The 26135-nt window shown below is 66.4% G+C and carries 25 protein-coding genes; 11 read left to right on the top strand and 14 right to left on the bottom strand.

The window, feature by feature from the left end; translation table 11 throughout:
- Positions 1-34 precede the first annotated feature (34 nt).
- Entirely contained in the window at positions 35-955 is a 921-nt protein-coding gene (locus ABIB38_RS13190; RefSeq protein ID WP_429204478.1) for a DMT family transporter, read from the top strand.
- 16 nt (positions 956-971) lie between these two features.
- Positions 972-1826, top strand: a complete 855-nt coding sequence (locus ABIB38_RS13195) for a sulfurtransferase (RefSeq protein ID WP_429204480.1) — start codon at positions 972-974, stop codon at positions 1824-1826.
- A 140-nt stretch (positions 1827-1966) separates the two neighbouring features.
- Here the strand turns inward: ABIB38_RS13195 and ABIB38_RS13200 are convergent, their stop codons facing one another.
- Both ABIB38_RS13200 and ABIB38_RS13205 read right to left on the bottom strand, forming a co-directional pair.
- Entirely contained in the window at positions 1967-2701 is a 735-nt protein-coding gene (locus ABIB38_RS13200; protein ID WP_429204482.1) for a ZIP family metal transporter, read from the bottom strand.
- A gap of 155 nt (positions 2702-2856) precedes the next feature.
- On the bottom strand, positions 2857-3741 hold the full coding sequence (locus tag ABIB38_RS13205) for a dienelactone hydrolase family protein (RefSeq protein ID WP_429204483.1): 885 nt from the start codon (positions 3739-3741) through the stop codon (positions 2857-2859).
- A 243-nt stretch (positions 3742-3984) separates the two neighbouring features.
- Between ABIB38_RS13205 and ABIB38_RS13210 the strand changes: the two genes are divergently transcribed.
- Both ABIB38_RS13210 and ABIB38_RS13215 read left to right on the top strand, forming a co-directional pair.
- Entirely contained in the window at positions 3985-4992 is a 1008-nt protein-coding gene (locus tag ABIB38_RS13210) for a serine hydrolase domain-containing protein (RefSeq protein ID WP_429204484.1), read from the top strand.
- A 33-nt stretch (positions 4993-5025) separates the two neighbouring features.
- The gene (locus ABIB38_RS13215; protein WP_429204485.1) at positions 5026-5439 is read left to right on the top strand and encodes a VOC family protein; all 414 of its coding nucleotides are present in this window, start codon (positions 5026-5028) and stop codon (positions 5437-5439) included.
- A gap of 72 nt (positions 5440-5511) precedes the next feature.
- On the opposite strand, the gene polA is transcribed toward ABIB38_RS13215, so the two are convergent.
- Positions 5512-8283 carry a DNA polymerase I gene (polA, locus tag ABIB38_RS13220; RefSeq protein WP_429204486.1) on the bottom strand — a complete coding sequence of 924 codons (2772 nt, stop codon included), beginning with the start codon at positions 8281-8283 and terminating at the stop codon, positions 5512-5514.
- Between the two features lie 198 nt (positions 8284-8481).
- On the opposite strand from polA, the gene ABIB38_RS13225 reads away from it, so the two are divergent.
- From ABIB38_RS13225 to ABIB38_RS13235, 3 genes are read left to right on the top strand one after another with little or no spacing between them, the layout of a single operon-like run.
- Complete coding sequence (locus ABIB38_RS13225) at positions 8482-8985, top strand: hypothetical protein (RefSeq protein ID WP_429204694.1); 504 nt, start codon at positions 8482-8484, stop codon at positions 8983-8985.
- A 60-nt stretch (positions 8986-9045) separates the two neighbouring features.
- On the top strand, positions 9046-10002 hold the full coding sequence (locus ABIB38_RS13230) for a homoserine kinase (RefSeq protein ID WP_429204488.1): 957 nt from the start codon (positions 9046-9048) through the stop codon (positions 10000-10002).
- Positions 10003-10782: a BPSS1780 family membrane protein gene (locus ABIB38_RS13235; protein WP_429204489.1), complete on the top strand. Its 780-nt coding sequence runs from the start codon at positions 10003-10005 to the stop codon at positions 10780-10782. It abuts the gene before it with no gap.
- A gap of 72 nt (positions 10783-10854) precedes the next feature.
- Here the strand turns inward: ABIB38_RS13235 and ABIB38_RS13240 are convergent, their stop codons facing one another.
- From ABIB38_RS13240 to ABIB38_RS13275, 8 genes are all read right to left on the bottom strand, one after another.
- Positions 10855-13182, bottom strand: a complete 2328-nt coding sequence (locus tag ABIB38_RS13240; protein WP_429204490.1) for a UvrD-helicase domain-containing protein — start codon at positions 13180-13182, stop codon at positions 10855-10857.
- A 94-nt stretch (positions 13183-13276) separates the two neighbouring features.
- Entirely contained in the window at positions 13277-13564 is a 288-nt protein-coding gene (locus ABIB38_RS13245) for an MSMEG_0570 family nitrogen starvation response protein (RefSeq protein ID WP_429204492.1), read from the bottom strand.
- Between the two features lie 36 nt (positions 13565-13600).
- Complete coding sequence (locus ABIB38_RS13250) at positions 13601-14572, bottom strand: sll0787 family AIR synthase-like protein (protein WP_429204494.1); 972 nt, start codon at positions 14570-14572, stop codon at positions 13601-13603.
- Entirely contained in the window at positions 14569-15672 is a 1104-nt protein-coding gene (locus ABIB38_RS13255) for an MSMEG_0568 family radical SAM protein (RefSeq protein ID WP_429204495.1), read from the bottom strand. The genes ABIB38_RS13250 and ABIB38_RS13255 overlap by 4 nt, the downstream gene beginning before the upstream one ends.
- The gene (locus ABIB38_RS13260) at positions 15669-16673 is read right to left on the bottom strand and encodes a Nit6803 family nitrilase (RefSeq protein ID WP_429204497.1); all 1005 of its coding nucleotides are present in this window, start codon (positions 16671-16673) and stop codon (positions 15669-15671) included. The genes ABIB38_RS13255 and ABIB38_RS13260 overlap by 4 nt, the downstream gene beginning before the upstream one ends.
- 21 nt (positions 16674-16694) lie before the next feature.
- Positions 16695-17177, bottom strand: coding sequence for an MSMEG_0572/Sll0783 family nitrogen starvation response protein (locus ABIB38_RS13265; RefSeq protein ID WP_429204499.1), 483 nt, complete (start codon positions 17175-17177; stop codon positions 16695-16697).
- Positions 17178-17471: 294 nt separating this feature from the next.
- Positions 17472-18758: an MSMEG_0569 family flavin-dependent oxidoreductase gene (locus tag ABIB38_RS13270; protein WP_429204501.1), complete on the bottom strand. Its 1287-nt coding sequence runs from the start codon at positions 18756-18758 to the stop codon at positions 17472-17474.
- Complete coding sequence (locus tag ABIB38_RS13275) at positions 18755-19330, bottom strand: MSMEG_0567/Sll0786 family nitrogen starvation N-acetyltransferase (RefSeq protein WP_429204503.1); 576 nt, start codon at positions 19328-19330, stop codon at positions 18755-18757. Before ABIB38_RS13275 ends, ABIB38_RS13270 begins: the two co-directional genes overlap by 4 nt.
- Before the next feature lie 314 nt (positions 19331-19644).
- On the opposite strand from ABIB38_RS13275, the gene ABIB38_RS13280 reads away from it, so the two are divergent.
- A complete protein-coding gene (locus ABIB38_RS13280; RefSeq protein ID WP_429204505.1) occupies positions 19645-21057 on the top strand; it encodes a PLP-dependent aminotransferase family protein in 1413 nt (470 codons plus the stop codon).
- A 27-nt stretch (positions 21058-21084) separates the two neighbouring features.
- Here the strand turns inward: ABIB38_RS13280 and ABIB38_RS13285 are convergent, their stop codons facing one another.
- Both ABIB38_RS13285 and ABIB38_RS13290 read right to left on the bottom strand, forming a co-directional pair.
- Positions 21085-21516 (bottom strand): hypothetical protein, encoded by a 432-nt coding sequence (locus ABIB38_RS13285; RefSeq protein ID WP_429204507.1) that lies wholly within the window; start codon positions 21514-21516, stop codon positions 21085-21087.
- Between the two features lie 86 nt (positions 21517-21602).
- Positions 21603-22004, bottom strand: coding sequence for a GFA family protein (locus ABIB38_RS13290; protein ID WP_429204508.1), 402 nt, complete (start codon positions 22002-22004; stop codon positions 21603-21605).
- 234 nt (positions 22005-22238) lie between these two features.
- On the opposite strand from ABIB38_RS13290, the gene ABIB38_RS13295 reads away from it, so the two are divergent.
- A complete protein-coding gene (locus tag ABIB38_RS13295; RefSeq protein ID WP_429204510.1) occupies positions 22239-22784 on the top strand; it encodes an SRPBCC family protein in 546 nt (181 codons plus the stop codon).
- Between the two features lie 187 nt (positions 22785-22971).
- On the opposite strand, the gene hpaR is transcribed toward ABIB38_RS13295, so the two are convergent.
- Positions 22972-23460: a homoprotocatechuate degradation operon regulator HpaR gene (gene hpaR / locus ABIB38_RS13300; RefSeq protein ID WP_429204511.1), complete on the bottom strand. Its 489-nt coding sequence runs from the start codon at positions 23458-23460 to the stop codon at positions 22972-22974.
- 143 nt (positions 23461-23603) lie between these two features.
- Here hpaR and ABIB38_RS13305 point away from each other — a divergent pair, with 143 nt between their 5' ends.
- The gene (locus tag ABIB38_RS13305; protein ID WP_429204512.1) at positions 23604-24545 is read left to right on the top strand and encodes a bestrophin family protein; all 942 of its coding nucleotides are present in this window, start codon (positions 23604-23606) and stop codon (positions 24543-24545) included.
- A gap of 58 nt (positions 24546-24603) precedes the next feature.
- Positions 24604-26127, top strand: a complete 1524-nt coding sequence (locus ABIB38_RS13310; protein ID WP_429204514.1) for an acetyl-CoA hydrolase/transferase family protein — start codon at positions 24604-24606, stop codon at positions 26125-26127.
- Positions 26128-26135: the final 8 nt, after the last annotated feature.

The following is a 26135-nucleotide window of genomic DNA, read 5'->3' on the forward strand; positions in this document are numbered from 1 at the left end:
CGCGCATGCCGCGCGGTCTTTCACTGGAAATCCGATGGCTTCCCTCTGGATGTTGTACGCCAGCTTCGCGTTCGCCGCCATGGGCGCGGGCGTGAAGCTGGCTTCCGAGTTCTATTCCACCTCCGAACTCCTGATGTACCGGGGCCTGGTCGGCACCCTCATCCTGCTGTTCATGGTGCGCCGCCAGGGCGGCACCTTCAAGACGGATTTCGGCAAGGCGCACCTGTGGCGCAGCCTGGTCGGCGTGACCTCGCTGTGGCTGTGGTTCTTCGCGATCGGCCGCCTGCCGCTGGCCACCGCGATGACGCTCAACTACATGGCCCCGATCTGGATCGCGGCCTGGATGTTCGCCATGGGCTGGTGGACCAAGACCAAGCATGCCGAATGGCCGCTGGTGGTGGCGATCGCCTCCAGCTTCTTCGGCGTGACCATGGTGCTGCAGCCGGCGGTCGAGAGCCAGCAGTGGCTGGGCGGCCTGGCCGGCGTGTGCTCGTCGATGATCTCGGCCATGGCCTATATGCAGGTGCGCAAGCTCGGCCAGCTGGGCGAGCCCGAGTACCGCGTGGTGTTCTATTTTTCGCTGACGACGACCCTGGTCGGCCTGGCCGCCACCGTGGGCGGCGACGGCCCGCAGGGCGCCCTGTTCCATGCGCACACGATGTACGGGGCCCTGCTGCTCCTGGGAATCGGCGGCGCCGCCCTGATCGCCCAGATGTGCATGACCCGCGCCTACCGCGTGGGCAAGGTGCTGGTGGTGGCCAACCTGCAGTACACCGGCATCGTGTTCTCCACCCTGTGGGGCTTGATCCTTTGGGGCGACGCCTTCGACTGGCACGTGTGGCTGGGCATCGGCGTGATCCTGTTCTCGGGACTGGCCGCGACGTTCTACAATACCCGCAAGACGGCGCGCGGCGCCGTCGTCAAGGACCAGGACCCCGTGGTCAGCGAATCGTAGAAGGAGACGTCACGTCATGTTCAAGACCCTGATTTCGGCCAGCGAACTGGCCACCCGTATCGACGACCCCAAGTGGGTGGTGGTGGACTGCCGCCACGACCTGGTGAATCTCGCCGCCGGCCGCGAAGGCTATGCCGCCGGCCACCTGCCGAACGCGGTGTTCGCCGACATCGAGACCGTGCTGTCGGGCGCCAAACATGGGCCCGACGGCGCGTTCCGCGGCCGTCATCCGCTGCCCGAGAAGGAAGCGCTGGCCGAGGCCCTGCGCGCGTTCGGCATCGACGACGACACGCAGGTGGTCGCCTACGACGCCCACGGCGGCATGTTCGCGGCGCGCCTGTGGTGGCTGCTGCGCTGGCTGGGCCACGAGGCGGTGGCGGTGCTCGACGGCGGCATGACGGCCTGGCAGGCGCTGGGCCAGCCCTTGTCGACTGAAACGCCGGCCAGGCCGCGCGGATCGCTGGGCATCCGCGCGCCCTTCGTGCCCACGGTAACGGTGCGCGAGGTGATGGACAACCTGGAGAGCGGCCAGCGCATCGTGATCGACGCCCGCGCGGCCGACCGCTTCCGCGGCGAGAACGAAACCATCGACCCGGTGGGCGGCCACATCCCGGGCGCGAAGAACCGCTTCTTCAAGGACAACCTGCAGTCCGACGGCCGGTTCAAGGATGCTGGCCAGCTACGCGCCGAGTTCGGCGCACTGGTGGATGATCCGCAACGCGCCATCATGCAGTGCGGCTCGGGCGTGACCGCCTGCCACAACCTGCTGGCGCTGGAAGTGGCGGGCATGCCGGGGGCGAGCCTGTATCCGGGATCGTGGAGCGAGTGGGTCGGCGATTCGTCTCGGCCGGTCGCGAAAGGCGCGGATTAAGCGTGTTGCCTTGGATTCCCGCCTGCGCGGGAACGACGTGCTGGCGTATGTGGACTACGTGCGTCGATATCGTCGTCTAGCTCATGAACCGTCGTTCCCGCGAAGGCGGGAACCCAAGTGAACCTTCTCAGCCACCAGCCTCAAAACGCGTGCAACGCCACCACGATCGCCACGCCAAGGCCGATCAGGAACACCTGCGGCACGGATTCCTTCAGCGTCGCCCGGCGCTGCATCTGCGGCATCAGGTCGCTCACCGCGATATAGATGAAGCCCGACGAGGCGAACACCAGCACGTAGGGAATCAGGCCGCTGGCCTGGTCCAGCGTGAAGTAGCCCAGCAGGCCGCCCGCCACCGCCAGCAGGCTGCACAGCAGGTTGAACACGTAGGCGCGCAGGCGCGAGAAGCCGGCGTTGAGCAGGACGATGAAGTCGCCGATTTCTTGCGGGATCTCGTGGGCGACGATGGCCAGGGCGGTCACGATGCCGACTTCCGGGTCGGCCAGGAAGGCCGCCGCGATCAGGATGCCGTCGGTGAAGTTGTGCATGCCGTCGCCGAGCAGGATCATCCAGCCCGACTTGCCGGCCTCGCGCGCGTCATGGCCGTGGGCGTGGTGGTGTCCGTCGCCTTCGTGGTGGTGCGAATGGCGCAGCAGCGCCACTTTTTCCAATAAAAAGAACGCCAGCAGCCCCCCCAGCAGGGTGGCGAACAGGCTCTTGATGTCGGCGCCCGATTCGAAGGCTTCGGGCAGCGCGTGCAGCAGCGACGTCGCCAGCATGATGCCGACCGACAGGCTGACCATCTTTTCGACCACTTTCGACAGCAGGGCGAACGAGAAAAGCGCAGCCCCCGAAATGCTGACGACGCCGGCGATCACGGTGGCCAGCAGGATGGAACTCAGGGTCGGGTCGAAAAGCGGGTCGATTTGAAAGCCTCTTGTTCTGTTCTTGCGACGATCCGCAAACCGGGCATTGTACCGCTCCCGGCCCGCGGTCGTCCAAGAGCCTGTCTAAAGAGACAGGCACACAGGCGTCAGGCGACGCCGTGCTTGCGGAACCAGGCCAGCGCGCGGTTCCAGCCGTCCCTGGCGTCGGCCTCGTTGTAGTTCGGGCGGTAGTCGGCGTGGAAGGCGTGGTCGGCATCCGGATACACGTGGATGGTCGAGCGGCTGTTGCCCTTGTCGAGCGCGGCCTGCATGCGCTTGACCGTGTCCAGCGGGATGCCGCCGTCCTTGCCGCCGTACAGGCCCAGCACCGGCACCTTGAGGTTCTGGGCGACGTCGACCGGGTGTTTCGGCGTGTTGGGGGTCACCTCGCCCACCAGGCGGCCATACCAGGCCACGCCGGCCTTGACGTCGAGGTTGTGCGCCGCGTACAGCCAGGTGATGCGCCCGCCCCAGCAGAAACCGGTGATGCCCAGTTTGCTGGTGTCGCCGCCGCGCTGCTTGGCCCAGGCCACCACGGTGTCGAGGTCGGACATGACCTGCGCGTCCGGGGTCCTGGACACGATGTTCTTCATCAGTTCGGCGGTGGACGGCGCCTTGGTGGCATCGCCCTGGCGCACGAACAGGTCGGGCGCGATCGCCATATAACCCTGCTTGGCGAAGCGGCGCGCCACGTCCTTGATGTGTTCATGCACGCCGAAGATCTCGGACACCACCAGGATGACCGGGACGTTGGTCTTGCCGCGCGGCTGGGCGCGGTACACGGGCACGTCCTGACCCTCGATGACGAGGATGCTGTCGGCCGCGTCGAGGCCTTCGGTATCGGTCTGGATCTGGGTCTGCGCGACCACCGGCAGCGCGGCCGCGGCAAAGCCGGTGCCGATCGCCGCCTTCAAAAAGTCGCGCCGCTTCACGCCGTCGTCATAGGCGCTGGCGCCCAGCAGGCTGTGGGCATCGTTGACGAGATCTTTCATGAACATCCCTTTCTGGACAGAGTTGGACAGGATTGCCAGTTTAGCATCGCCCGGGCCAATTGCACGCGCCGCACGGATGGGCAAGACGATGGTTCCCTAGCACCGATCTGCCGCCAGCCTGCTTGCCAATGCCTCGCGGGCGCGCGCGGGCAAGCTCGTTTTGCTGGACAATCCGTCTACCTGAACCCGCAAGCCGCCTGAGTTTATACTTGTCGGCTCGTATCGGACAACACAGGGATTTTCGTGCACCGGCTGGAAGACTATTTCACGCAACTGCAATCGACCTTGCCGCCGGACGGCCCGGGCTTCAGCGCCGCCGTCCTGTGCGAAGGCAAGCCCGTATTCGAGCTTCACCACGGCATGGCGTCGCTCGAACTGAAGGTGCCCTTGTCCTCGGACTCGGCCTATTACCTCGCATCCGAATCCAAGCAGTTCACCGCTGCCTGCGTGCTGTCGCTGGTGCGCGAGGGCGCCATCGCGCTCGATGACGACGTCTGCGCCTACCTGCCGGAGCTGGCGAAGTTCGAACAGCCCTTCCCGCTGCGCAGCCTGCTCAACCACAGCAGCGGCATTCCCGACTATTTCCAGTTCATCGAATGCCAGTTGGCGCGCCACGAGGCCGACTACTTCGACAACCGGATGATTCTCGCGCTGATCGCGCGCCTCGACACCGTCGTCTTCCCCACCTCGACCGGGTACCGCTACAGCAACAGCAACTACATCCTGCTCGCCGCCCTGGTGGAACGCCTGGGCGGCATGCCGCTCGCCCGCTACGCCCGAGATAAGCTGTTCGATCCGCTGGGCATGCGGCGCATCGCGTTCGACGAGGACCGCTTCAGCATCATCGAACACCGGGTCTTCAGTTACGAGGCCGATCCCGCGCGTCCCTTCGGCTACAGGCAGCACCTGGGCAATGCCAACACGGTCGGCGACGGCGGCGTGTATGCCAGCATCAACGAGCTGCTACGCTGGGAAAAAGATTGGCACCGCCAGTGGGCCGATCCATCGAGCCTGCTGCATGCGATGCTGCAGCCGTCACCCTTGCTGGACGGTTCGGCGCCGGCTTACCGCTTCGGGCTGGAGGTGATCCAGCGCGCAGGCCATGACGTCGTGTTCCACGGCGGCGGGCTGTGGGGATTCAATACGCTCATCCTGAGGATTCCGGCGCTGCGGATGTCGGTGATCCACCTGGCCAACTGCGAGACGGCGCAGCCGGACCAGCAGCAGATCCTGGCCGCCGCCCTGGACTGAGCACCGCAACGGCACCGACGACAGGAGACAACGATGTTTTCGCACGTATTCATCGGCACCAACCACTTCGAACGCACGTTCCGGCTGTATGCGGCGCTGATGGAAGCGCTCGGCAATCCGCTGCGCTTCTGCGACCGCGAACGGCCGTGGGCAGGATGGCAATCGCATCCCGGCCCACGCCCCCTGCTGCTGATCGGGGCGCCGTATGACGGCAATCCTCACGTGGCAGGCAACGGCCAGATGGTGGCGCTGACGGCCGCGGATCGGCTCACCGTGGACCTGGCCTACCGGGCCGCAATCGATCACGGCGCGATGCCGGAAGGCGCGCCGGGGCTGCGTCCCGAATACCATCCGCATTACTACGCGGCCTATTTCAGGGACACCGAGGGCAACAAGGTCTGCGTCGTCTGCCACGATCCGGCGCCGGGCGTGCAGCCGCAGGCCTAGTGTCCTGAATTGAAGATTCGTTGCATTGTCGGCCTGGATGACTTCCGGCTGTGGAAGGCCCGTTGATCACCCTTAGTGGGCTTCCTCCCAGTTCTTGCCCACGCCCGTCTCCGCCAGCAGCGGCACGTTCAGCCTGGCCACGCCCGCCATCAGCTCCGGCAGCTTGACCCGCACCAGTTCCAGCTCACCTTCCGGCACTTCGAGCACCAGTTCGTCGTGCACCTGCATGATCATGCGCGTGCCCAGCCCATCGCTTTCAATCCAATTCTGCACCGCGATCATCGCCAATTTGATCAGGTCGGCCGCCGTGCCCTGCATCGGCGCATTGATCGCCGCGCGTTCGGCGCCGGCGCGGCGCGGGCCGTTCGGCGAATTGATCTCGGGCAGCCACAGGCGGCGGCCGAACACGGTTTCGACGTAGCCGCGCGCCTTCGCTTCCAGGCGCGTGTTGTCCATGTACTGCTTCACGCCCGAGAAACGCGCGAAATAGCGCTCGATGTAGTTGGCGGCCGCGGCGCGTTCGATGCCCAGGTTGCCGGCCAGGCCGAAGGCGCTCATGCCGTAGATCAGGCCGAAGTTGATCACCTTGGCGTAGCGGCGCTGCTCGCTCTGCACGTCGGCGGGCGGGATGCCGAAGATCTCGGCGGCGGTGGCGCGGTGGATGTCTTCGCCGTCGGCGAAGGCCTTCAGCATCGCCGCATCGCCCGAGATGTGCGCCATGATGCGCAGTTCGATCTGCGAATAATCGGCCGAGACGATCATGTGGCCGGGGGCGGCGATGAAGGCTTCGCGGATGCGGCGGCCTTCGGCGTTGCGCACCGGGATGTTCTGCAGGTTCGGCTCGTTCGACGACAGGCGGCCGGTGATCGCCACCGCTTGCGCATAATTGGTGTGCACGCGGCCGGTGTTCGGGTTGACCATCTTCGGCAGCTTGTCGGTATAGGTCGACTTGAGCTTCGACATGCCGCGGTGCTCGAGCAGGATCTTCGGCAGCGGATAATCCTCGGCCAGCTTTTGCAGCACCTCTTCGTCGGTCGACGGCGCGCCGGTGGCGGTCTTCTTGATCACCGGCAGGCCGAGCTTGCCGAAGAAGATCTCGCCGATCTGTTTCGGCGAACCCAGGTTGAACGGGCCGCCGGCCGCCTCGTAGGCCTGCTGTTCCAGCTCCATCATGCGCTTGCCCAGTTCGCCCGATTGCACGTCGAGCAGTGCGCTGTCGATCAGCACGCCGTTGCGCTCGATCTTGTGCAGCACTTCCATGGTCGGCATCTCGATCTCGCGGTAGATGTAGGCCAGGCCCTTGTCCTTCTCGACTTCCGGCAGCATGCTCTGGTGCAGGCGCAGGGTGATGTCCGAATCCTCGGCGGCATACTCGGTGGCGCGCGCCAGCTCGACCTGGTCGAAGCAGATCTGCTTGGCGCCCTTGCCGCACACGTCCACGTAGGGAATCGTGGTGTAGCCGAGGTGGCGCATCGCCATCGTGTCCATATCGTGCGGCTTGTGCGATTCGAACACGTAGGATTGCAGCAGCGTGTCGTGCGCGACGCCGCGCAACACCACGCCGTGGTTGGCGAAGATGTGCATGTCGTATTTGAGGTTCTGACCCACCTTCGGCTTGGCCGGGTTTTCCAGCCAGCCGCGCATCTTTTCCAGCACGTGCTCGCGCGACAGCTGGTCCGGCGCGCCGGCGTAGCGGTGCGCCACCGGGATGTAGGCGCCCTTGCCCACCTCGACCGACAGCGAAATGCCGACCATCTCGGCCATCATCGGGTCGAGCGAGGTGGTTTCGGTGTCGACCGAGGTCAGTTCGGCCGCGTCGACCAGCGCCAGCCATTTGTCGAGCTGCTCGTCGGTGAGGATCGTTTCGTATTCACCCTTGATGACCGGCATGCCTGCCAGGGTGGCCGCGCCTTCGGGCGAATTGAGCGGTCCACCGCCCGGCGCGCTGCCGGCGGCCGGACGCACGCTGCCGTCGCCCGGCCTGGCGCCGCCCAGGTCGCGCAGCATGGTCTTGAAACCATAGCGCTGGAAAAAATCACGCAGCGCCTCGGCGTCCTCCGGACGGCCCACCAGTGTTTCCTCGAACGAGACCACGTGCTTGACCAGGTCGCAGTCGGTCTTGACGGTGATCAGCTCGCGGCCTTTCGGCAGCCATTCCAGGGCCGCCTGCAGGTTGGCGCCGACCGCGCCGCCAATGCTGGCCGCGTTCTGGATCACGCCATCGAGCGAGCCGTGCAGGGTGAGCCACTTGACCGCGGTCTTGGGGCCGCACTTGGCCACGCCCGGCACGTTGTCGACGGTGTCGCCGACCAGGGTCAGGTAATCGATGATGCGGTTCGGCGGCACGCCGAACTTGGCCAGCACGCCGGCCTCGTCCATGCGCTCGTTGGTCATGGTATTGATCAGCATGACCTTGTCGTTGACCAGCTGGGCCAGGTCCTTGTCGCCGGTCGAGACCACGGTCTTCATGCCGCGCGCCGTGGCCTGCACCGCCAGGGTGCCGATCACGTCGTCCGCTTCGACGCCGTCGACCATCAGGATCGGCCAGCCCATGTAGCGCACCACTTCGTGGATCGGTTCGATCTGCTTGCCCAGGTCTTCCGGCATCGAGGCGCGCGTGGCCTTGTATTCGGGATACAGGTCGTCGCGGAAGGTCTTGCCCTTGGCATCGAAGACGCAGGCGATATAGGCGGCCGGAAAGTCGGCGCGCAGGCGGCGCAGCATATTGACCATGCCGTGCATGGCCCCGGTCGGGAAGCCGTCCGGGCTGCGCAGGTCGGGCAGCGCGTGGAAGGCGCGATAAAGATAACTGGAACCGTCAACGAGCAGCAGGGTATTGTCCATAGGGGGGCGACATTCAGGAATTCAGCAGGCGGCGCCATCCGTGGCGCCAGGGTAAGCGCCATTATCGCAGAATCCGCATCAGCGCCCGTGCCTGAGCTTCAAGGCACCAGCCCCTTTGAAACATAAGGTTTTGGCACACTTTTCACTGGGCAGGGACGCTGTTTGCTACAATGGACTAAACGACATTAGGTGACCATCATGCTGCGCTCGACACCCCGCTCCGCCCTCCTGACGCTTTGCCTGCTCGCCGGCTCGGCCGCGGCCCAGCAATCGGCGTTGCCTCCGACGCAACCGACGCCGACCCCGCCGCAGAACCAGCAGCGCCCCAGCGATGCGCCGCCCCAACTCGAACGCATCGAGCCGGGCAGCGACACGCCGGCCACCACGATTCCGCCGCGCCAGCGCACCAAGATCACCGAGCGCCGCAGCAATGACGGCACGGTCACCCAGGTCGAAGTAGAAAGCGGCCCGAGCCGCTACACCATGAAGCCCAACGTTGCACCAGGCAATGCCCAACCCGGCGATGCCACCAGCAATGACATCCGTGCCCCACAATGGACGGTGATGGAATTCGACTTTGGCAATCCCAAGAAGCAGGACACAGCCGATCAGCCGGTCGCGCCGGCCCCCGCGCGTCCGGGCGTACCCGCCCGCGCCGACGTGCCGCCGCCGCCCGCGCTGGAGCCGACCACCAAACAATGATCCCCACGGCCGCGGCGCGAAGTCGCGGCGGCGGGTTCTCACCTACTCTTTTGTTAGCACATGGCAGTATTTACCGCGGTCTCGCTGGATGACCTTCACCAGTGGATCAAGCAGTACCCGCTCGGCCAGGCCGTCGGGCTCGAAGGCATTTCCTCCGGCATCGATAACAGCAATTTTTTCTTGAACACAGAGCGCGGCCAATATGTGCTGACGATCTTCGAGAACCTGCGCTTCGACCAGCTCCCCTTCTACGTCAAGCTGATGGCGCACCTGGCCGAACGCGGCATTCCGGTGCCGGCGCCGGTGCCGAACGTGGACGGCGAACTGGTGGTCGCGCTGCACGACAAGCCGGCGATCATCGTCAGCCGCCTGCAAGGCAGCTCCCAGCTCGACCCGCAGCCGGTGCACTGCGCCGAAGTGGGCCGCATGCTGGCGCGCATGCACCTGGCGGCCCGGGATTTCGCCCTGCACCAACCCAATCTGCGCGGGCTGGACTGGTGGGTGGAGACCGCGCCGGCCGTCCTGCCGTACCTGGACGAAGCCGAAGCGGCGCTGCTGCGCGCCGAAGTGGCGTACCAGAGCGCGTTCGCCACCAGTGCGACTTACGCGAAGCTGGCGCGCGGGCCGGTGCACGCCGACCTGTTCCGCAACAACGTGATGTTCGAGGGCGAGCGCCTGAGCGGCTGCTTCGACTTCTATTTCGCCGGCGTCGACACCTGGCTGTACGACGTCGCCGTGACCGTCAACGACTGGTGCGTCGACCTGGCGACGGGCGTTCTTGACGCGGCCCGGGTGCGTGCACTGCTGGACGCCTACCATGAGGTGCGGCTATTCACCGACGACGAGCGCGCCGCCTGGCAGCCGATGCTGCGCGCCGGCGCGCTTCGCTTCTGGCTGTCGCGCCTGTATGATCTGCATCTTCCCCGTGCGGCCGAGCTGTTGACGCCGCACGATCCGACCCATTTCGAACGCATCCTGCGCGAGCGTATCGCTTGCCCGGCGCCGAATTTGCCCTAAATGAACAATTTGCCTGCTATCACCGGCTGGATCTGGCTCAAACGCGGCGCCAGCCTGTTCCGTCAACAACCCGCGGCCCTCACCACGCTGCTGTTCGCGAACATCCTCATCAGCATCCTGATCAGCGCCGTGCCACTGCTGGGTCCGATGGTGGCGGTGATCCTGATTCCCTCGTTCTCGATGGCCTTCATGATGGGATGCTCGATGATCGAGAGCGGCCAGCGCGTCTCGCCCGCGGTGCTGCTGACGGGATTCCGCAAGCCGGTATTGCGCGAACTGTGCAAGGTCGGCGTGGTCTACCTGGCCGTGTCGCTGGTGCTGGCGCTGATCACCCGTTTCGCCGTCGATGCGACGTTCTGGGAGCAGGTCCGGGCCCAGGGCACGACCGGCACCCCGGCCGTGCTGGCGGGATCGGACGTGCTGGCGATGTTCCTGATCTTTGCGATCGACGTCGCGGCGCTGATCTCGCTGTGCTTCGCCGCCCCGCTCACCTATTGGCAAAAGATGCCGCCGTTCAAGGCGGTGTTCTACAGCTTCTTTGCCGTCAAGCGCAGCGCCGGCGTGTTCCTGGTGCTGCTGCTGGCCTGGTTCGCGATCTTCTTCGCCGTGTGCATGGTGATCGCCATGCTGCTGGGCGGGAACAATCTGGCGCGGGTGGTGATCATGTGGGTGATCTTCCTGTTCATCCTGCTGCTGCAGTGCGCGATGTATGTGGGGTATCGGGAGATTTTCGGCAAACCGGAAACGGCGCCGGGCGACAAGGTCAGCCTGGATAAGTAAAGCCGTCAAACGCCTGGACGGCGTATGGCCGTCCACCCTGCCCCACGGCGCCAACGACGGCGTCGCACGCGATCAGCGGCCGAGCTTCTCCAGCTTGGCGATCGACAGGTCCAGCACCTTCATCCCGGCCGAACCGAAATTGATCTGGGCCCGCGCCGCGCCGGCGCCGCCTTCGATGTTGACGATCACGCCTTCGCCGAACTTGGCGTGCGATACCGATTCACCCACGCGCCAGCCGCTGCCGCGGCCGTTATCCGACTTCGATTTCTGCGTGATCTGCTGCGCGATCTTGTTGTCGCTGCCGCCTTCGCGGAACTTGGCGTCGTCCCAGGCCGTCGTCTGCTTGCGGCCAGCGAACCAGGCGGTCTGCACGCGCGGCGACAGCCACTTGAGCGCTTCTTCGGGCAACTCGTCGAAGAAGCGCGACTTCATGTTGAAGCGGGTCTGGCCGTGCAGCATGCGCTGCTGGGTAAAGCTCATGTACAGGCGCCGGCGCGCGCGCGTGATCGCCACGTACATCAGGCGCCGCTCCTCGTCCACACCCTCGGCTTCGCGCGCGCTGCTCTCGTGCGGGAACAGGCCTTCTTCGAGGCCGGTGATGAATACCGCGTCGAATTCCAGGCCCTTGGCCGAGTGCACCGTCATCAGCTGCAACGCCTCTTGCCCGGCCTGGGCCTGGGCGTCGCCCGCCTCGAGCGAGGCATGCGACAGGAAGGCGGACAAGGGCGACATCACGGTCGGCAGCGGCGCGCCGCCGTCGATGACCTCGATGCCGTCCTGGTATACCACCGCCTCGCCGGCCTGGGCCTGGGATGGCGGGCCGAGGTGGGCCGGCGCACCGATGCCGAAGCCCTCCTCCTGCACGAACTGGGTCGCGGCGTTGACCATCTGCTCCAGATTCTCGATGCGGTCGGCGCCTTCCTTCTCGTTGCCGTAATGCGTGAGCAGGGTGCTGCGCTCGAGCACCACGCGCACCAGTTCGGGCAGCGGCAATTGCTGGGTCTCGAAACGCGCGCCTTCGATCAATTTGACGAACGCGCCCAGCGCGGTGCCGGCCTTGCCGGTCATGTAGGGCACGGCCGCGTACAGCGAAATGCCGTAGCTGTCGGCCGCCATCTGCAACTGCTCGATCGAGCGCGCGCCGATGCCGCGGGTGGGGAAGTTCACCACCCGCAGGAAAGCCGAATCGTTGTGCGGATTGTCCATCAGCTGCAGGTAGGCGATGGCGTGCTTGACCTCGGCGCGCTGGAAGTAGCGCAGGCCGCCGTAGACGGTGTACGGCAGGCCGGCCGCGAACAGCGCGTGCTCGATCACGCGGCTCTGGGCATTGCTGCGATAGAGGATGGCGATCTCGTTGCGCGGCATGCCCTCGCTCATGAGGCTTTTCGCTTCTTCGATGATCCACTGCGCTTCTTCGAGGTCGGACGAGGCCTCGTACACGCGCACCGGCTCGCCCTGGCCGGCATCCGTGCGCAGGTTCTTGCCCAGGCGCTTGGTGTTGTTGGCGATCAGGTAGTTGGCGCTGTCGAGGATGTGACCATGCGAGCGGTAGTTCTGCTCCAGCTTGATCAGGTTCTTGACCTGGTAGTCGCGCTCGAAGGCCGACATATTGCCGACGTTGGCGCCGCGGAAGGCATAGATGCTCTGGTCGTCGTCGCCGACGGCGAAGATGGCGCCGCCACCGGTCTCGCCCTGCCCCGCCAGCATTTTCAGCAGGTTGTATTGCAGGTCATTGGTGTCCTGGAACTCGTCGACCAGGATGTGGCGGAACCGCATCTGGTAGTGATGGCGCAGCGGGCCGTTGCGCGCCAGCAGTTCATACGAACGCAGCAGCAGCTCGGCGAAATCGACCACGCCCTCGCGCTGGCACTGTTGATCGTACAACTCATACAACTCGACCATGCGGCGCTCGATCGGGTCATACGCCTCGACCTGCGAGGCACGCAAGCCCTGGTCCTTGGCGTTGTTGATGAAGTACATCAGGGTCTTGGCCGGATACTTTTCGTCGTCAACATTGTGCGCCTTGAGCATGCGCTTGATGAGCGACAACTGGTCTTGCGAGTCGAGGATCTGGAAAGTCTGCGGCAGCGCGGCGTCGCGGTAATGCGTGCGCAGCAACCGGTTGCACAGGCCGTGGAAGGTGCCGATCCACATGCCGCGCGTATTGATCGGCAGCATCGCCGACAAGCGCGTGAGCATCTCCTTCGCCGCCTTGTTCGTGAACGTCACCGCCATGATGCCGGCCGGCGACACCTGGTTGGTCTGGATCAGCCAGGCGATGCGCGTGGTCAGCACGCGCGTCTTGCCGGAACCGGCGCCGGCAAGGATCAGCGCGCTCTGCGAAGGCAGTGTAACCGCGGCAAGTTGTTCGGGATTGAGGTTGTGAAGAAGGGTCTGCATCCGGCCATTATACTGCCGCGATTTACTGTATGCCCATCCAGTTCGCGCCGCCGCCACGTTTGCCGGCCGCGCTCAGGTCAAGGTCAGGGTGAGTTCAGGGTAAAAACCGCTCGACCCGCACGACCGCATCGCCGTCGCCCTGGAAGGATGCGGCCTTCGTCTCGATGCGCGCCAGCTGGTCCATGGCCGACGAGCAGGCGAAACCATATTTGGCGCGCACCCGCTCGCTGGCGGCGCCCAGCCCGCTGCGGCTGCGCGCCAGGAAATCGGCGAGCGCGTACGGCGTGCCGGCGTCCAGGTGATCCTTGATGGCCGTCGACGGCGAGTAGCAGTCGTCGGTGCTGGCATCCGGCCAGCGAACCAGAAACCGTACTTCAGGCATGATTCTCTCCTCTATCACGTTCTTCACTGAGGTTATTCACTGAGGTCCTTCACTGCGGCCGATGAAGGCTTCCCGTTCGAAATCCCACAGCGCGACCCGTTCAGCGCCGCGCCGCAGCGCGACGGCGCTGCCCGCTTGCGTGCGTCCGAACGCGGCGCAGGCGATGCCGCGCGCCGCGAAGCGCGCCAGCACGGCGTCGAGGTGCTCGTCGGCGACGCTGAGCAGGAAGCCGTAGCTGGGGAAGACGCCCAGCCAGCGCGCCAGGTCGACGCCGTCCGGACGCGGGATCAGGTCGACGTCGATGACGGCGCCGAGGCCCGAGCATTCGAGCAGCATCAGCGCCGTCCCGACGACGCCCGCCATGCTGATGTCCTTGGCCGCCGCCGCCAGGCCGTCCTCGGCCAGCGCCGGCAGGATCTCGAGGTCGGCGCGCAGGCGCTCCGGCGGCGCGCCGACGCTCGCGTTCCAATAGGCATACGGTTCGTGGAAGCGTCCGCGCAGGTCGATCGCGGCGACCAGGTGCTGGCCAGGGCCCGCATCGAAGCTGGTGAGCAGGCGCCGCGCGCGGCCGACGATGGCGACCGACAGCTGTTCGCGCTCGCTGCGCCGGTTGCTGTGGCCGCCGACGATGGGAACGCCGTATGCGAGCGAGGCCGCCGCCAGCCCTTCCAGCACCGGGGTGGCGGCGTCGCCTCCGCGGCTCCACAGCGCATCGACGACGGCGGTGGGCCGTCCCCCCATGGCATAGATGTCGCTGACGTTGACCATCACCCCGCAATACCCGGCGAACCAGGGTTCGCGCTCGACGAATTCGTTCAGGAAGCCTTCGATCGCGAACAGCAGGTAGCCGTCGCCGTCGGGGATCGCCGCGCAATCGTCGCCGATGGCGATGCCGCTGGGCGCCGCCCCGCGCAAGGCCGGCAGCACGTCCTCGATGTCGCGCTTGTGCGCGAAACCCGGGCTCGCGCGCAGCGACGCGGCGAGCGCTTCCAGCATCGTCTCTTTCATGGCGCCGGCCGCTTTTCGTAGGTGGACAGGGTCGAGCAGGCGCCGCAGCGTCCGCACCCCGCCTTGATCTCGGCCGCGCGCAGATTGCCGCGCTCGAGGATCCCGGCCAGCGGCGCGAGGATGGCGCGCATGAAGGCGGCGTCGGGCGCCGGATGGTCTTCCAGCGGGGTGCCGGTGACGGGCACGAACGGCACCACGAAGGGATACACGCCCATGCCCACCAGGCGCTCGCTCATGGCCAGGATGGCCTCGGGCGTGTCGCCCAGCCCGGCCAGGATATAGGTGCTGACCTGGCCCGGGCCGAACACCGCGACCGCGGCCTCGAAGGCGCTGAAATAGCGCTCGAGCGGCACGCTCGCCTTGCCCGGCATGATGCGCGCGCGCACCGCCGGCGTCACCGCTTCCAGGTGCATGCCCAATGAGTCGACGCCGGCATCGCGCATGCGCCGGAACCACGCGTCGTCGTCGGGCGGCTCGCACTGGCCCTGGATCGGCAGGTCGACCGCCGCCTTGACTGCGAACGCGCTCTCGCACAGGATGCGCGCGCCGCGGTCAGTGGCGTTCGGGGTGCCGGTGGTCATGACCATATGTTTCACGCCGTCGAGCAGCACCGCGGCGCGCGCGACTTCGGCCAGCTGCTCCGGCGTCTTGCGCAGGATGGTGCGGCCGGCCGCCAGCGACTGGCCGATCGCGCAGAACTGGCAGGACTTGCGCCGGCTTTCATAGCGGATGCAGCTTTGCAGGACCGTGGTGGCCAGCACGTCGGCGCCGTGCAGGGTGGCGATCTTGGAGTACGGCACGCCGTCGTAGGTTTGCAGCTTGTAGAAGCGCGGCTGGCGCGGAAAGGACACCACGGCCAGCTCGACCCCGTCACGTACGATGCGCGTCGAGCCGTCGGCGCGCGGCGTTGCGACGTAGGGCGAGCTCCAGGCGCCGGCCGTGTGCACCGGGATCATCACCGTGTGGCCGTCGATCGTGACCGCCTTGTGGTCGGTCGGGCCGGCGCCGCCGCGCCGGCTCGGCGCGCCGATGCTGGTGTCGTCCAGCCGCAGTCCGACCGACTGCAGCTGGGCGATCAACTGCTGGTTCATGGGGTTCATGGCTGCTCCAGTGCTTGGGGTGGAATGTGCGCGCCGCGCGGCTCGACCGCCTGCGCCTGCATGGGCTGCATGGGCTGCATGGGCGCCGTCTGGCGCGGATCGATCAAGAGGCTCAGGAGTTCGGGCCGCGCGTAGTGGCCGACCGAATCCATCATGCGCTTGCGTTTCGTGTTCAAGGCCAGGTCCAGGTCGGCCACGACCATGCCTTCGCCGCTGCGCAGCGGCTCGGCCAGCAGCTTGCCCTCGGGCGAGACGATGGCGGTGAAGCAGCCTCCGCGCAGCGCCTTGCGGCGTTCGGGCTCGGGCGTGATCGCCTCGATCTGGGCGTCGGTGAGCCAGCCGGTGGCGTTCACGACGAAGCAGCCCGACTCGAGCGCATGGTGGCGGATGGTCACTTCCATCTGGTCGGCGAAGACCTGCCCCACCATCGAGCCGGGGAACTGGGCGGCATGGATTTCCTCGTGCTGCGCCATCAGCGCGTAGCGCGCCAGGGGATTGTAGTGTTCCCAGCAAGCCAGCGCGCCGAGGCGGCCGACCGCGCTGTCCACCACCTTCAGGCCGCTGGCGTCGCCCTGGCCCCAGACCATCCGCTCGTGATAGGTCGGCGTGATCTTGCGCCGCTTGAGGATCAATTCGCCGTCGGCGTCGAACACCAGCTGCGTGTTGTACAGCGAGCCGTGGTCGCGCTCGTTCACGCCGAGCACCACGACGACGCCGTGGCGCCGGGCCGCGGCGCCGACGGCGTGGGTCACCGGCCCCGGCACCGTCACCGCACGCTCATACAGCAGCAGGTGCTCGGGACCCTGCTCGAAAGGCGGCTGGATGAAGGAGAAGTAGGGATAGTAGGGCACGAAGGTCTCCGGGAACACCGCCAGTTGCGCGCCCCGCGACGCGGCCTGCGCGATGGCGTCGCAGACCTTCGCGACGGTGCCGTCGGCGCTGTCCAGGTCCGGCGCGATCTGCACCGCCGCCGCCCTGACCACCCTGTTCGCTTGATTCATGGTGCCGCCCTCCTTCGCTGCCTACAGGGTCCAGGTATCGATGACGACCGCGTTGTCGCGCAGGTGCAGCAGCTTCAGGTCGAGCACATCGAGCGGGCTGATCGGACGGATGCCTTCGATCAGCGCCGGCTCGCCATGGCCGTACAGCGCCTGCAGCGCGAAGCGGCAGGCATACACCTTGCCGCCCTCTTCCATGAACTTGGTGAGCTGCCTGCTGTAGTTCTGGTGGCCCGGGAAAGCTTCGTCGCCGATGGTCGGGAAGCCGCGCTGGATGCCCAGGGTCACGCCCGGTCCGTACATCAGGATCGAGGTTTCGTAGCCCTTGCGCTGCAGGCGGGTGGCCTGCAGCATGTTGACGAAGCCGATCGATCCTTCGTACGCCACCGTGTGGAAGGTCACCAGCGCTTTCTCGCCCGGCTTCGCCTTGACGTCCTCGAATACCTTCTCCTCGTAGTCCACGAAGAAGTCGCCTTTCTGGTGCTTGGCTTGGGTAACTGCTGGCATGGTAGTGCTCCTGTCTAGTGGTTGAATTGGTGCGGGGAACCGACGTCCGCACAGGGGAATTGATTGCATGCTCCGTGCCAGTCAATGCCGCGAAGGACAGGCATTGAATGGAGCGTTGTCCATTCAAGCCGCCGTCCAAGAGGCATGCCGGCGCGGTGCGCGACAGCGATCCGGTCAAACCGTGCAGTCAATGACGACGGCATCACCGGAGCGCGGCGCGCCTGGCCTGCGGTATGCCTGGCATGCGGCGGTGCGGCGCATGCCACATGACGGCGCGCGCTGCACCGCCGCATGTCAGGCATACCGCAGCGCCGGTGCGCCGCCTTGCGCCAGCGCGGCGATGTGCGCCGCCAGGTATTCGGCATCGCGCGCCACGCCCGAGAAGCGGCCCGAACCCCAGGTATGCAGCCAGGGCAGGCCGAGGAAGTACAGTCCCGGCTGGCCACTGATGCCGCGCGCATGGACCGGATGGCCGCGCCCATTGAAGACCGGCGCATTGACCCATTTGAAATCCGGCGCGAAGCCGATGCACCAGATCACGGCCGTGACGCCCTCGGCGCGCAGGTCGAGCGTGTCCTCCTGCGCGCTGTCCGGCTCCCATGGCGCCACGTAGGCGGCGCCGGGCGGCGCGGCGATGCCCTGGGACGCGATCCAGTGGTCGATCGAGGCATTGATGCGGTTGTAGACATGGTCGGCCTGGTCCAGGTTGGCCTTCAGGTTGGGGGCGAAAGCGAGACGCGTTCCCTCCAGGCCGGTCAGGGCGCCGTGCAGCCGCATGCCCTGCAGTGCGAAGGCGCGCAGGTCGATGTCGCGCCCGCCGTCGCGCCCGGTGACGTAGTGGTTGGTGTTGTCGCGCACGCCTTCACGCAACGGATGCTCGCCGACCGCCTTGTCGTAATAGCCCATGTCGGCCAGCCAGTCGACCACGTCGCGGCCGCGATAAAAGCGCGCGCAGCGCGGCGCGTCGCCGGTGGCCAGGTGGACCCGGCGGCCGGCCAGGTGCAGGTCTTCCGCGATCTGCGCGCCGGACTGGCCTGAGCCGACCACCAGCACCGCGCCGTCGGGCAGGCTGTGCGGGTTGCGGTAGTCGGCCGAGTGCAGCTGCACGATGCCGGCCGGCAGGCGTTCGGCCAGGCGCGGCACGATCGGCTCCTGGTAGCAGCCGGAGGCCACCACGACCTGGCCCGCGGTGGTCGCGCCGATGCTGGTGCGCAGCGCGAAGCCGCCGCCCGCAAGCGGCGCCACCTCGCGCACCTCGACGCCCTCGCGCACCGGCGCGTTCACCTTGGCGATGAAGCCGTCCAGGTAGTCGACGATCTGCTCGCGCTTCATGAAGCCGTGCGGATCGTCGCCGGCATACGGATGGCCTGGCAGCTGGCATTGCCAGTTCGGGGTCACCAGCGAGAACGCGTCCCAGCGCTGGGTGCGCCAGGCATGCGCCTGCGCGTGCTTTTCGAACACGACGTGGCCGATGCCGGCCTGCTGCAGGTAGTAGCTCATGGACAGGCCGGCCTGGCCACCGCCGACGATGGCGACGTCGACATGCGCATCGAGCGCAGGCAGGATGGTGGGGATGGTCATGCGGTTTCTCCGGTAGGAAGGTTGGAAGGCGACGCCGGCCTGGCCGACCGGCCGGCGTAGCCGGCTTGCGGGGTGTGGCAGGGCGGATAGCTGGCCAGGTCGGCCTGCATCAGGTGATGCGGCCGTCCCAGCAGGGTTTCCTCGTGCAGCACATGCCAGTCGAGGCGCTGGAACAGGGGCACGTTCTGGCTTTGCACGTGGGCGCGAAACACGCGGCAGCCCAGCGCGCCGGCGCTGGCGACCGCCAGGCGGATGAGGGTGACGCCGAGCCGGGCGTGCTTGCGCCATGCGGGATCGACGGCCAGCCGCGAACCGAACCACAGGCCCCCGCCCTCGTCGTGGATGCGCACGGTGCCGATCACCTGGTCGGGCAGGCCGGCCAGGCACGACAGCGCGACCAGCAGCTGCGCGCGCTCGTCGACCGCGTCGCGGTCGTCATGCGCGAAGATGCCCTGCTCTTCGCAGAACACGGCGCGGCGCAGGCGGTAGGCTTGTTCCGATTCCCATGGCAGGGTGACCCATTTCACGCGAAACTCGCTGGGCAGATAGGCGAGAGGCAGCTCGTTCATCATGATCGTTCTCCTGGCGGGCGATGCATGGATTGAATGCATGGGGCGTGCCAATCAATCGCGCCGCAGGCTGGACTTGACTGCAGGCGCCTGCGGTCATTCCGGGCCACGGCGCGCCCGCCGCTTCTGGCACGCGCCTTGCATCGGGCCAGAGGAGGAAGGCGGTTTTTCGCGTCATCCGCGCTTTCCATACATTCGCTCCATACAATCGGCGCTAGGTGTCGCTGCACGATGGCGCGCAGTGGCGCATCATGCGGGTGCGCGTGAGCCTTTTCGGTGCCTGCGCGAGCGCAACAACGTCATGGAGGCCAGCAGCAATGAGCAAGAAATTCGATGGCTGGATGCCCAGGCTGAGGAAGACCAGCGCGCCCGGCGCCCTGCCCTTCTACCAGCAGATCGCCAATGCGATTGCCGACGACATCACGACCGGGCGCCTGATGCCGGAACAGCGGCTGCCGGCGCAGCGCCGGCTGGCCGCCGGCCTCGGGATCGACTTCACCACGGTGGCGCGCGCCTATGTCGAGGCGCAGCGGCGCGGGCTGGTCGATTCCACGGTGGGACGCGGCACATTCGTGTGCGGCAAGCGACGTCCCGCCATCCCGCGCGCGGTCGAAGGACGGCCGAACATCGACCTGTCGATGAACATGCCGCCCGAGCCGGCGTCGCCCGAACTGGCGCAGCTGATGCAGGACGGCTATGCGGAAGTCGGCGCCCACCTGCGCGACCTGCTGCGCTACCAGGACTTCTGCGGCTCGCGCGCCGATCGCGAGGCCGGCGCGCTATGGCTGCGGCGGCGCGGCCTGGTGGTTCCCGAGGAACGGGTGCTGGTCACGCCGGGCGCCCAGTGCGCGCTGCTGGCGGTGCTGGGCGCGATCGCGCCCGCGGGCTCGGTCGTGTGCTGCGAGGAGCTGACCTATCCCGGATTGCGGGCGCTGGCCGGCCAGCTGGGCCTGAAACTGGTGGGGCTGCCGATGGACGGCGAAGGCATCGATGCGGTCGCCTTCGCGGCCGCCTGCGCCCAGTACGCGCCGAAGGCGCTGTATTGCAATCCGACCCTGCTCAATCCGACCACGGCGGTGATGTCGGCGCAGCGGCGCCAGGCGCTGGTGGAAGTGGCGCGCTTTCATGGCGTGGCGATCATCGAGGACGACGCCTACGGCTTCCTGCCGCGCTCCGGCCCGCCGCCGCTGGCCAGCATGGGGCCGGACATCACCTTCTATATCGCTGGCCTCGCCAAATGCGTGGGCGCGGGCCTGCGCGTCGCCTTCCTGGTCGCCCCCGACGCCCATTCCACGGCGCGCCTGACGGCTGCCATCCGCGCCACCACGACCATGGTCTCACCCATCACGGCGGCGCTGGCGACGCGCTGGATTCGCGACGGCACGGCCGACCTGATGCTGGCCGCTATCCGCAAGGAATGCGCGGTGCGCCACAAGATCGCGCTGCGCGCCCTGCCCGACGCGACGGTTGACGCGACGCCGGACAGTTTTCATTTATGGCTGCGCCTGCCCGCGCCGTGGGGCCGCCGCCAATTCGCGGAAACGATGGCCGCGGCGGGGGTGGCGGTGGTGGCCAGCGATGCGTTCGCCGTCGGGGCGCCGGGCATGGCGCCGGAGGCGGTGCGGGTGTGCGTAGGCGGCATGGCCGACCGCTACCAGATCCAGCACGCGCTGGAACTCATGGGGCAGGCGCTGCGCCACCCGCCGCCGTGCGTCGCGCATGGCGTGTGAACGCCGTCGCGCCGGGGCGCCGGGACGCTACACGCGCCTGACGAGCAGCGCGACGTCGATCTGGTCGTCGGCGCGCACCACCACCCGTTGGCCAACCACGGCGCTGCGGATGGGCGCGGCCAGGACTTCGCCGTTGCTGGTCAGCCTGGCCAGCACGCGCAGGTTGCCATGGTGATCCATGCGGACGATCGTGAACTGCAGGGCCCATGGCGTATCGCCGTGGACGCCACGCAAGGTGATGCGCTCGGCATTCTGCGCAACCACGACCGGTTTACTGACCTCGCCGAACATGTCCAGCTTCAGCGCCACCTCGAAGCCCGTATGGTGGTTGGTATGGCCGATCCCGGCCGGAGGCAAGGGACGGGCTTGCGCGGCGGAGCCGACCATTCCCGCGACCGCGGCAACAGGCAGGGCAAGGCAAAGTCGGCGGCGCATGCGGCTGGAAGATGGTGCGCTCATGGCGGTAGCTTTCCGGGAAGTCACGATGATTCCATGCTCGCATCTTCTTGCACGGATAACAATGTCGTGCGCATGAAATTTACCTGTCAGCCTTCCGACCGGGTCGTCTGGTACTGCGGCAGGCCGTCCTGCAGCTTCAGCCAGCCCAGCCGGCTGCGCACAAAAGTGTGATCGGCCGGCGGCACCAGTTCCGGGTCATCGAGGCTGGCGGTGGCAAGGTCGATCTCGTCGGGCCAGCGTTCGTCGTGCCAGGTGAGCGTGGTGCCGCACGACGGGCAAAAACTGCGCAGCGCATGTTCGCTGGAACGGAACCGTTGCGGCGCGCTGGCGGTCCAGTGCAGGCTGGTCGTCCTGACGCTGAACCAGGCGACGGCCGGGGCTCCCGATGCCTTGCGACAATCGGTGCAATGGCACAGCGTGCTGTTGAATGGTTCACCGTGCGCCTCGAAGCGCACCGCGCCGCAGAAGCATCCACCTTGCAAGCTCATCTGACCCTCCTGTTGCATCGTCGTCGATTTCCAATAGGAAAACACATTAACATCGCGCAACTTGTTACGAATGGGATTCTCAGCCGCGCGCCCCCATCTTGTCTTTTCGCTTATTTTAATAACAGATTCGCGACAAGGTCGCGAACCCCGTCGCATGTGCATTCATTCGAGTCCAGGCGTGCGCGCCGGCCATTGTGCCGACGCCGCGCCGGGGCGAAACCTAAGGAGAATACTATGTTGGGTCGTGTAGTTACCGTGGCCGCACTGGCCGTTGGCGGCGCAATGCTGTCGAAGAAACTCAAGCGTAATCGTGGTTTTGGCACCAGCTCGTCGATCGTCGAGACGATTGAAGTCAACGTGCCTGTGCGCACTGCCTACAATCAGTTCACCCAGTTCGAAGACTTCCCGCAATTCATGAAGAGCGTGAAAGAGATTCGCCAGCTGGACGACAAGCACCTGCACTGGAAGGCCAACGTGGCCGGCGAAGACAAGGAATGGGATGCCGAGATCACCGAGCAGATCCCGGACAACCGCATCGCCTGGCGCAGCACCACCGGCGTCAAGAACGGCGGCGTGGTCACCTTCCACAAGATCTCGGACACCGTCACCCGCATCGCGCTGCAGATGGACTACGAGCCCGAAGGCCCGCTGGAAACCCTGGGCGACGCCCTGGGCGCCGTGCGCATGGAAACGCGTTCCAACCTGGCCAACTTCAAGGAGCTGCTCGAGAAGCGCGGCAGCGAAACCGGCGGCTGGCGCGGCAAGATCGAGCAGCACTGATCGATCAGCACCGCGCGGCGCCTGCCGGATCTGTTGACACCGTTCGCCGGCGTCACCAGGTCGCCCCCGCGAAGGCGGGGGCCGGCTTTCGCATGCGCTAGCATGCATGCGCCGTCGCGATGCACGCAGACCTGGATTCCCGCCTGCGCGGGAATGACGTCTCCAGGGCTTACAAGCTAACCTGACATCATGGCCGACGGCTGTTCACCGCCTTTGTCGTCACCGGCAACTCCACCCTCTCCACCGGCGTCTCCTGTGCCGCGATGAACACTTCCAATGCCCGCGACAGGTCGTCGACGACCCGGCTGCCATACGCTTCTTCGATCAATCGGTACTGCTGCTCGATCAGCGGCGCGATCTCGTCGATCAGCTTGTCCCCTTTCGGCGCCAGCCGTACCCAGATGCGGCGCTGGTCGGCCGCCACGCGCTGGCGCGCGATCAGGCCCAGTTCTTCCATGCGCGACAGCACGCCGGTCATGCTGGGACTCAGGATCTGGCACAGCTCGCACATCTCGCGCGGCTCCAGCTGCCCGTGCTCGTCCAGCACGCGCAGGATGCGCCATTGCTGCTCGGTGACGCCGAAGTGATTGAGGACGGGACGGAAATGCGACATCAACGATTCGCGGGCTTTCAGGAAAAGCTGGGGCAGGTTGCGGTGTGTGATACGGCGGGCCAATGCGTGCTCCGTGTTAAGTGTGTCTACATCAAGAATGATCGCACAAGCACCAGCGCTTGACTTACTAAGATATTAGTGATTTACTGCGAATATCTTAGTGAGTCTTTCTTGACTCGTAAATTTTTTCGAATGCGGTCGATGCCGTGATTATCCGAGAGCGCCCTTCCGGGCTCAAGCTGTTCCTCCAGTTGCGCGGCTCGGTGCTGCCCCGCATCCTGCCCACTCTGCTGGTCAATATCGCGGTGGCTACCCTGGTCACCTGGTCGCACGGCGACCTGTGGGACCTCAAGATCACCCTCACCACGATACCGTTCACGCTGATCGGGCTGCCGATCGCGATCTTCCTTGGCTTTCGCAACAATTCCGCCTATGACCGTTTCTGGGAAGGCCGCAAGCTGTGGGGCGAGCTGGTGCTGCGCTGCCGTAACCTGGCGCGCCAGTCCACGAGCCTGATCAACGATCCCCGGCCTGCCTTGGCAAGCAATGGTTTGCAGGATACACGGGTTCGCATCGTCTACCGCGCAATCGCCTTTGTCCACGCGCTGCGCGACCACCTGCGCGACCAGCCCGACTCGCCGTATGCGGCCAACTTCCTGCTGCCGGACGAGTACGAAGACATGGCGCGCGCACGCAACAAGCCCGACAGCCTGATGCGCCACATGGGCGCCGACCTGCAACGCTGCATCAAGGAGGGGCGCATCGACGCCTGCCTGGCGGCCAACATCGACAACAACTTGTCGGCGCTGACAGCCGCCTCCGCATCGTGCGAGCGCATCAAGAACACGCCGATTCCTTATTCGTACACGCTGCTGCTGCACCGCACCGCCTATATCTACTGCTTCCTGCTGCCTTTCGGCCTGGTCGACTCGATCGGCTTCATGACGCCGTTCGTGGTCGCCATCGTGGCCTACACGTTCTTCGGTCTGGACGCGCTGGGCGACGAACTGGAAGAGCCGTTCGGCATGGAAGCGAACGACCTGCCGCTCGACGCCATGTGCCGCGCCATCGAGATCGACCTGCGCAGCGCGCTGCGCGACGAACACGTGCCGCCGCCGCTGCAGCCGGTCGACTACTGCCTGACCTGAACCCCGATAGTCAATAAGAAAAACAAAGCCACACCGAGTCCGTCCCTGAGGAGAAACCATGCAACACGATCACCACCTTGCCCACGACCGCGTCCGCCTGCCGCAGCTGCGCGAACGCATCACCAGCGCTGCCCGCGCCGCCGAATGGATCCAGGACGGCATGACCGTCGGCACCAGCGGCTTCACCCGCGCCGGCGACGCCAAGGCGGTGCCGCTGGCGCTGGCCGAACGCGCACGCAGCGCGCCGCTGGCGATCACCCTGATCACCGGCGCCTCGCTCGGCGGCGAGACCGACGCGGCGCTGACCCAGGCCGGCGCGCTGGCGCGCCGCATGCCGTTCCAGACCGACCCCACCCTGCGCGCCGCGATCAACCGCGGCGAGGTCATGTTCACCGACCAGCACCTGTCCGAGACCGTCGAGCTGCTGCGCACGCGCCAGATCGCGCCGGTGGACGTCGCCATCATCGAGGCGATCGCGATCACCGAGAGCGGCGCCATCATCCCGACCACCTCGGTCGGCAACAGCGCCAGCTTCGCGATCCTGGCCGACAAGGTGATCATCGAGATCAACCTCTCCCAATCGCCGGCGCTCGAAGGCCTGCACGACATCTTCATCCCCAAGCACCGCCCGCAGCGCGAGCCGATGCCGCTCATGAACGTCAGCGACCGCATCGGCACGACGGCGATCGTCATTCCGCCCGAGAAGATCGTGGCCATCGTCATGACCGAGAAGCACGACAGCGCCTCCACCATCCAGCCGCCGGACGACGACACCGCCGCCATCGCCGGCCACCTGACCGGTTTCTTCAACGGCGAGATCGCCGCCGGCCGCCTGACCGAGCGCCTGATGCCGCTCCAGGCCGGCATCGGCACCATCGCCAACGCCGTGCTGGCCGGCCTGATCGACGGCCCGTTCAAGGGCCTCACCATGTATTCAGAAGTGCTGCAGGATTCGACGTTCGACCTGTTCGACGCCGGCAAGCTCGATTTCGCTTCCGGTTCGTCGATCACCCTGTCGGAGGAAAAGGGGCGGCAGGTATTCGCCGAGCTGCAAAAGTACAAGGACCGCCTGGTCTTGCGCCCGCAGGAAGTGAGCAACCATCCGGAAGTCATCCGCCGCCTTGGGATCATCGCCATCAACACGGCGCTCGAGTTCGACATCTACGGCAACATCAACTCGACCCACGTGGGCGGCACCCACATGATGAACGGCATCGGCGGCTCGGGCGACTTCGCGCGCAACGCCTATCTATCGGTGTTCGCGACCAAGTCGACGGCCAAGGGCGGCAAGATCTCGAGCATCGTGCCGATGGTCTCGCACGTCGACCATACCGAGCATGACGTCGACGTGGTGGTGACCGAGGTCGGCCTGGCCGACCTGCGCGGCCTGGCCCCGCGCGAGCGCGCCCAACGCATCATCGACCATTGCGTGGCCGAGCCGTACAGGCAGATGCTGCGCGACTACGTCGGGCAAGCGAACGGGCGCGGCGGCCACACGCCGCACGTGCTGGAGAAGGCGTATTCGTGGCATGAGCGGTACCGCGCGACCGGTTCGATGCTGCCGACGCCGCAGCAGCCCTGATCAGGCCC

The sequence above is a fragment of the Massilia sp. UYP11 genome, assembly GCF_050434805.1.
Taxonomy (GTDB): Bacteria; Pseudomonadota; Gammaproteobacteria; order Burkholderiales; family Burkholderiaceae_D; genus Telluria.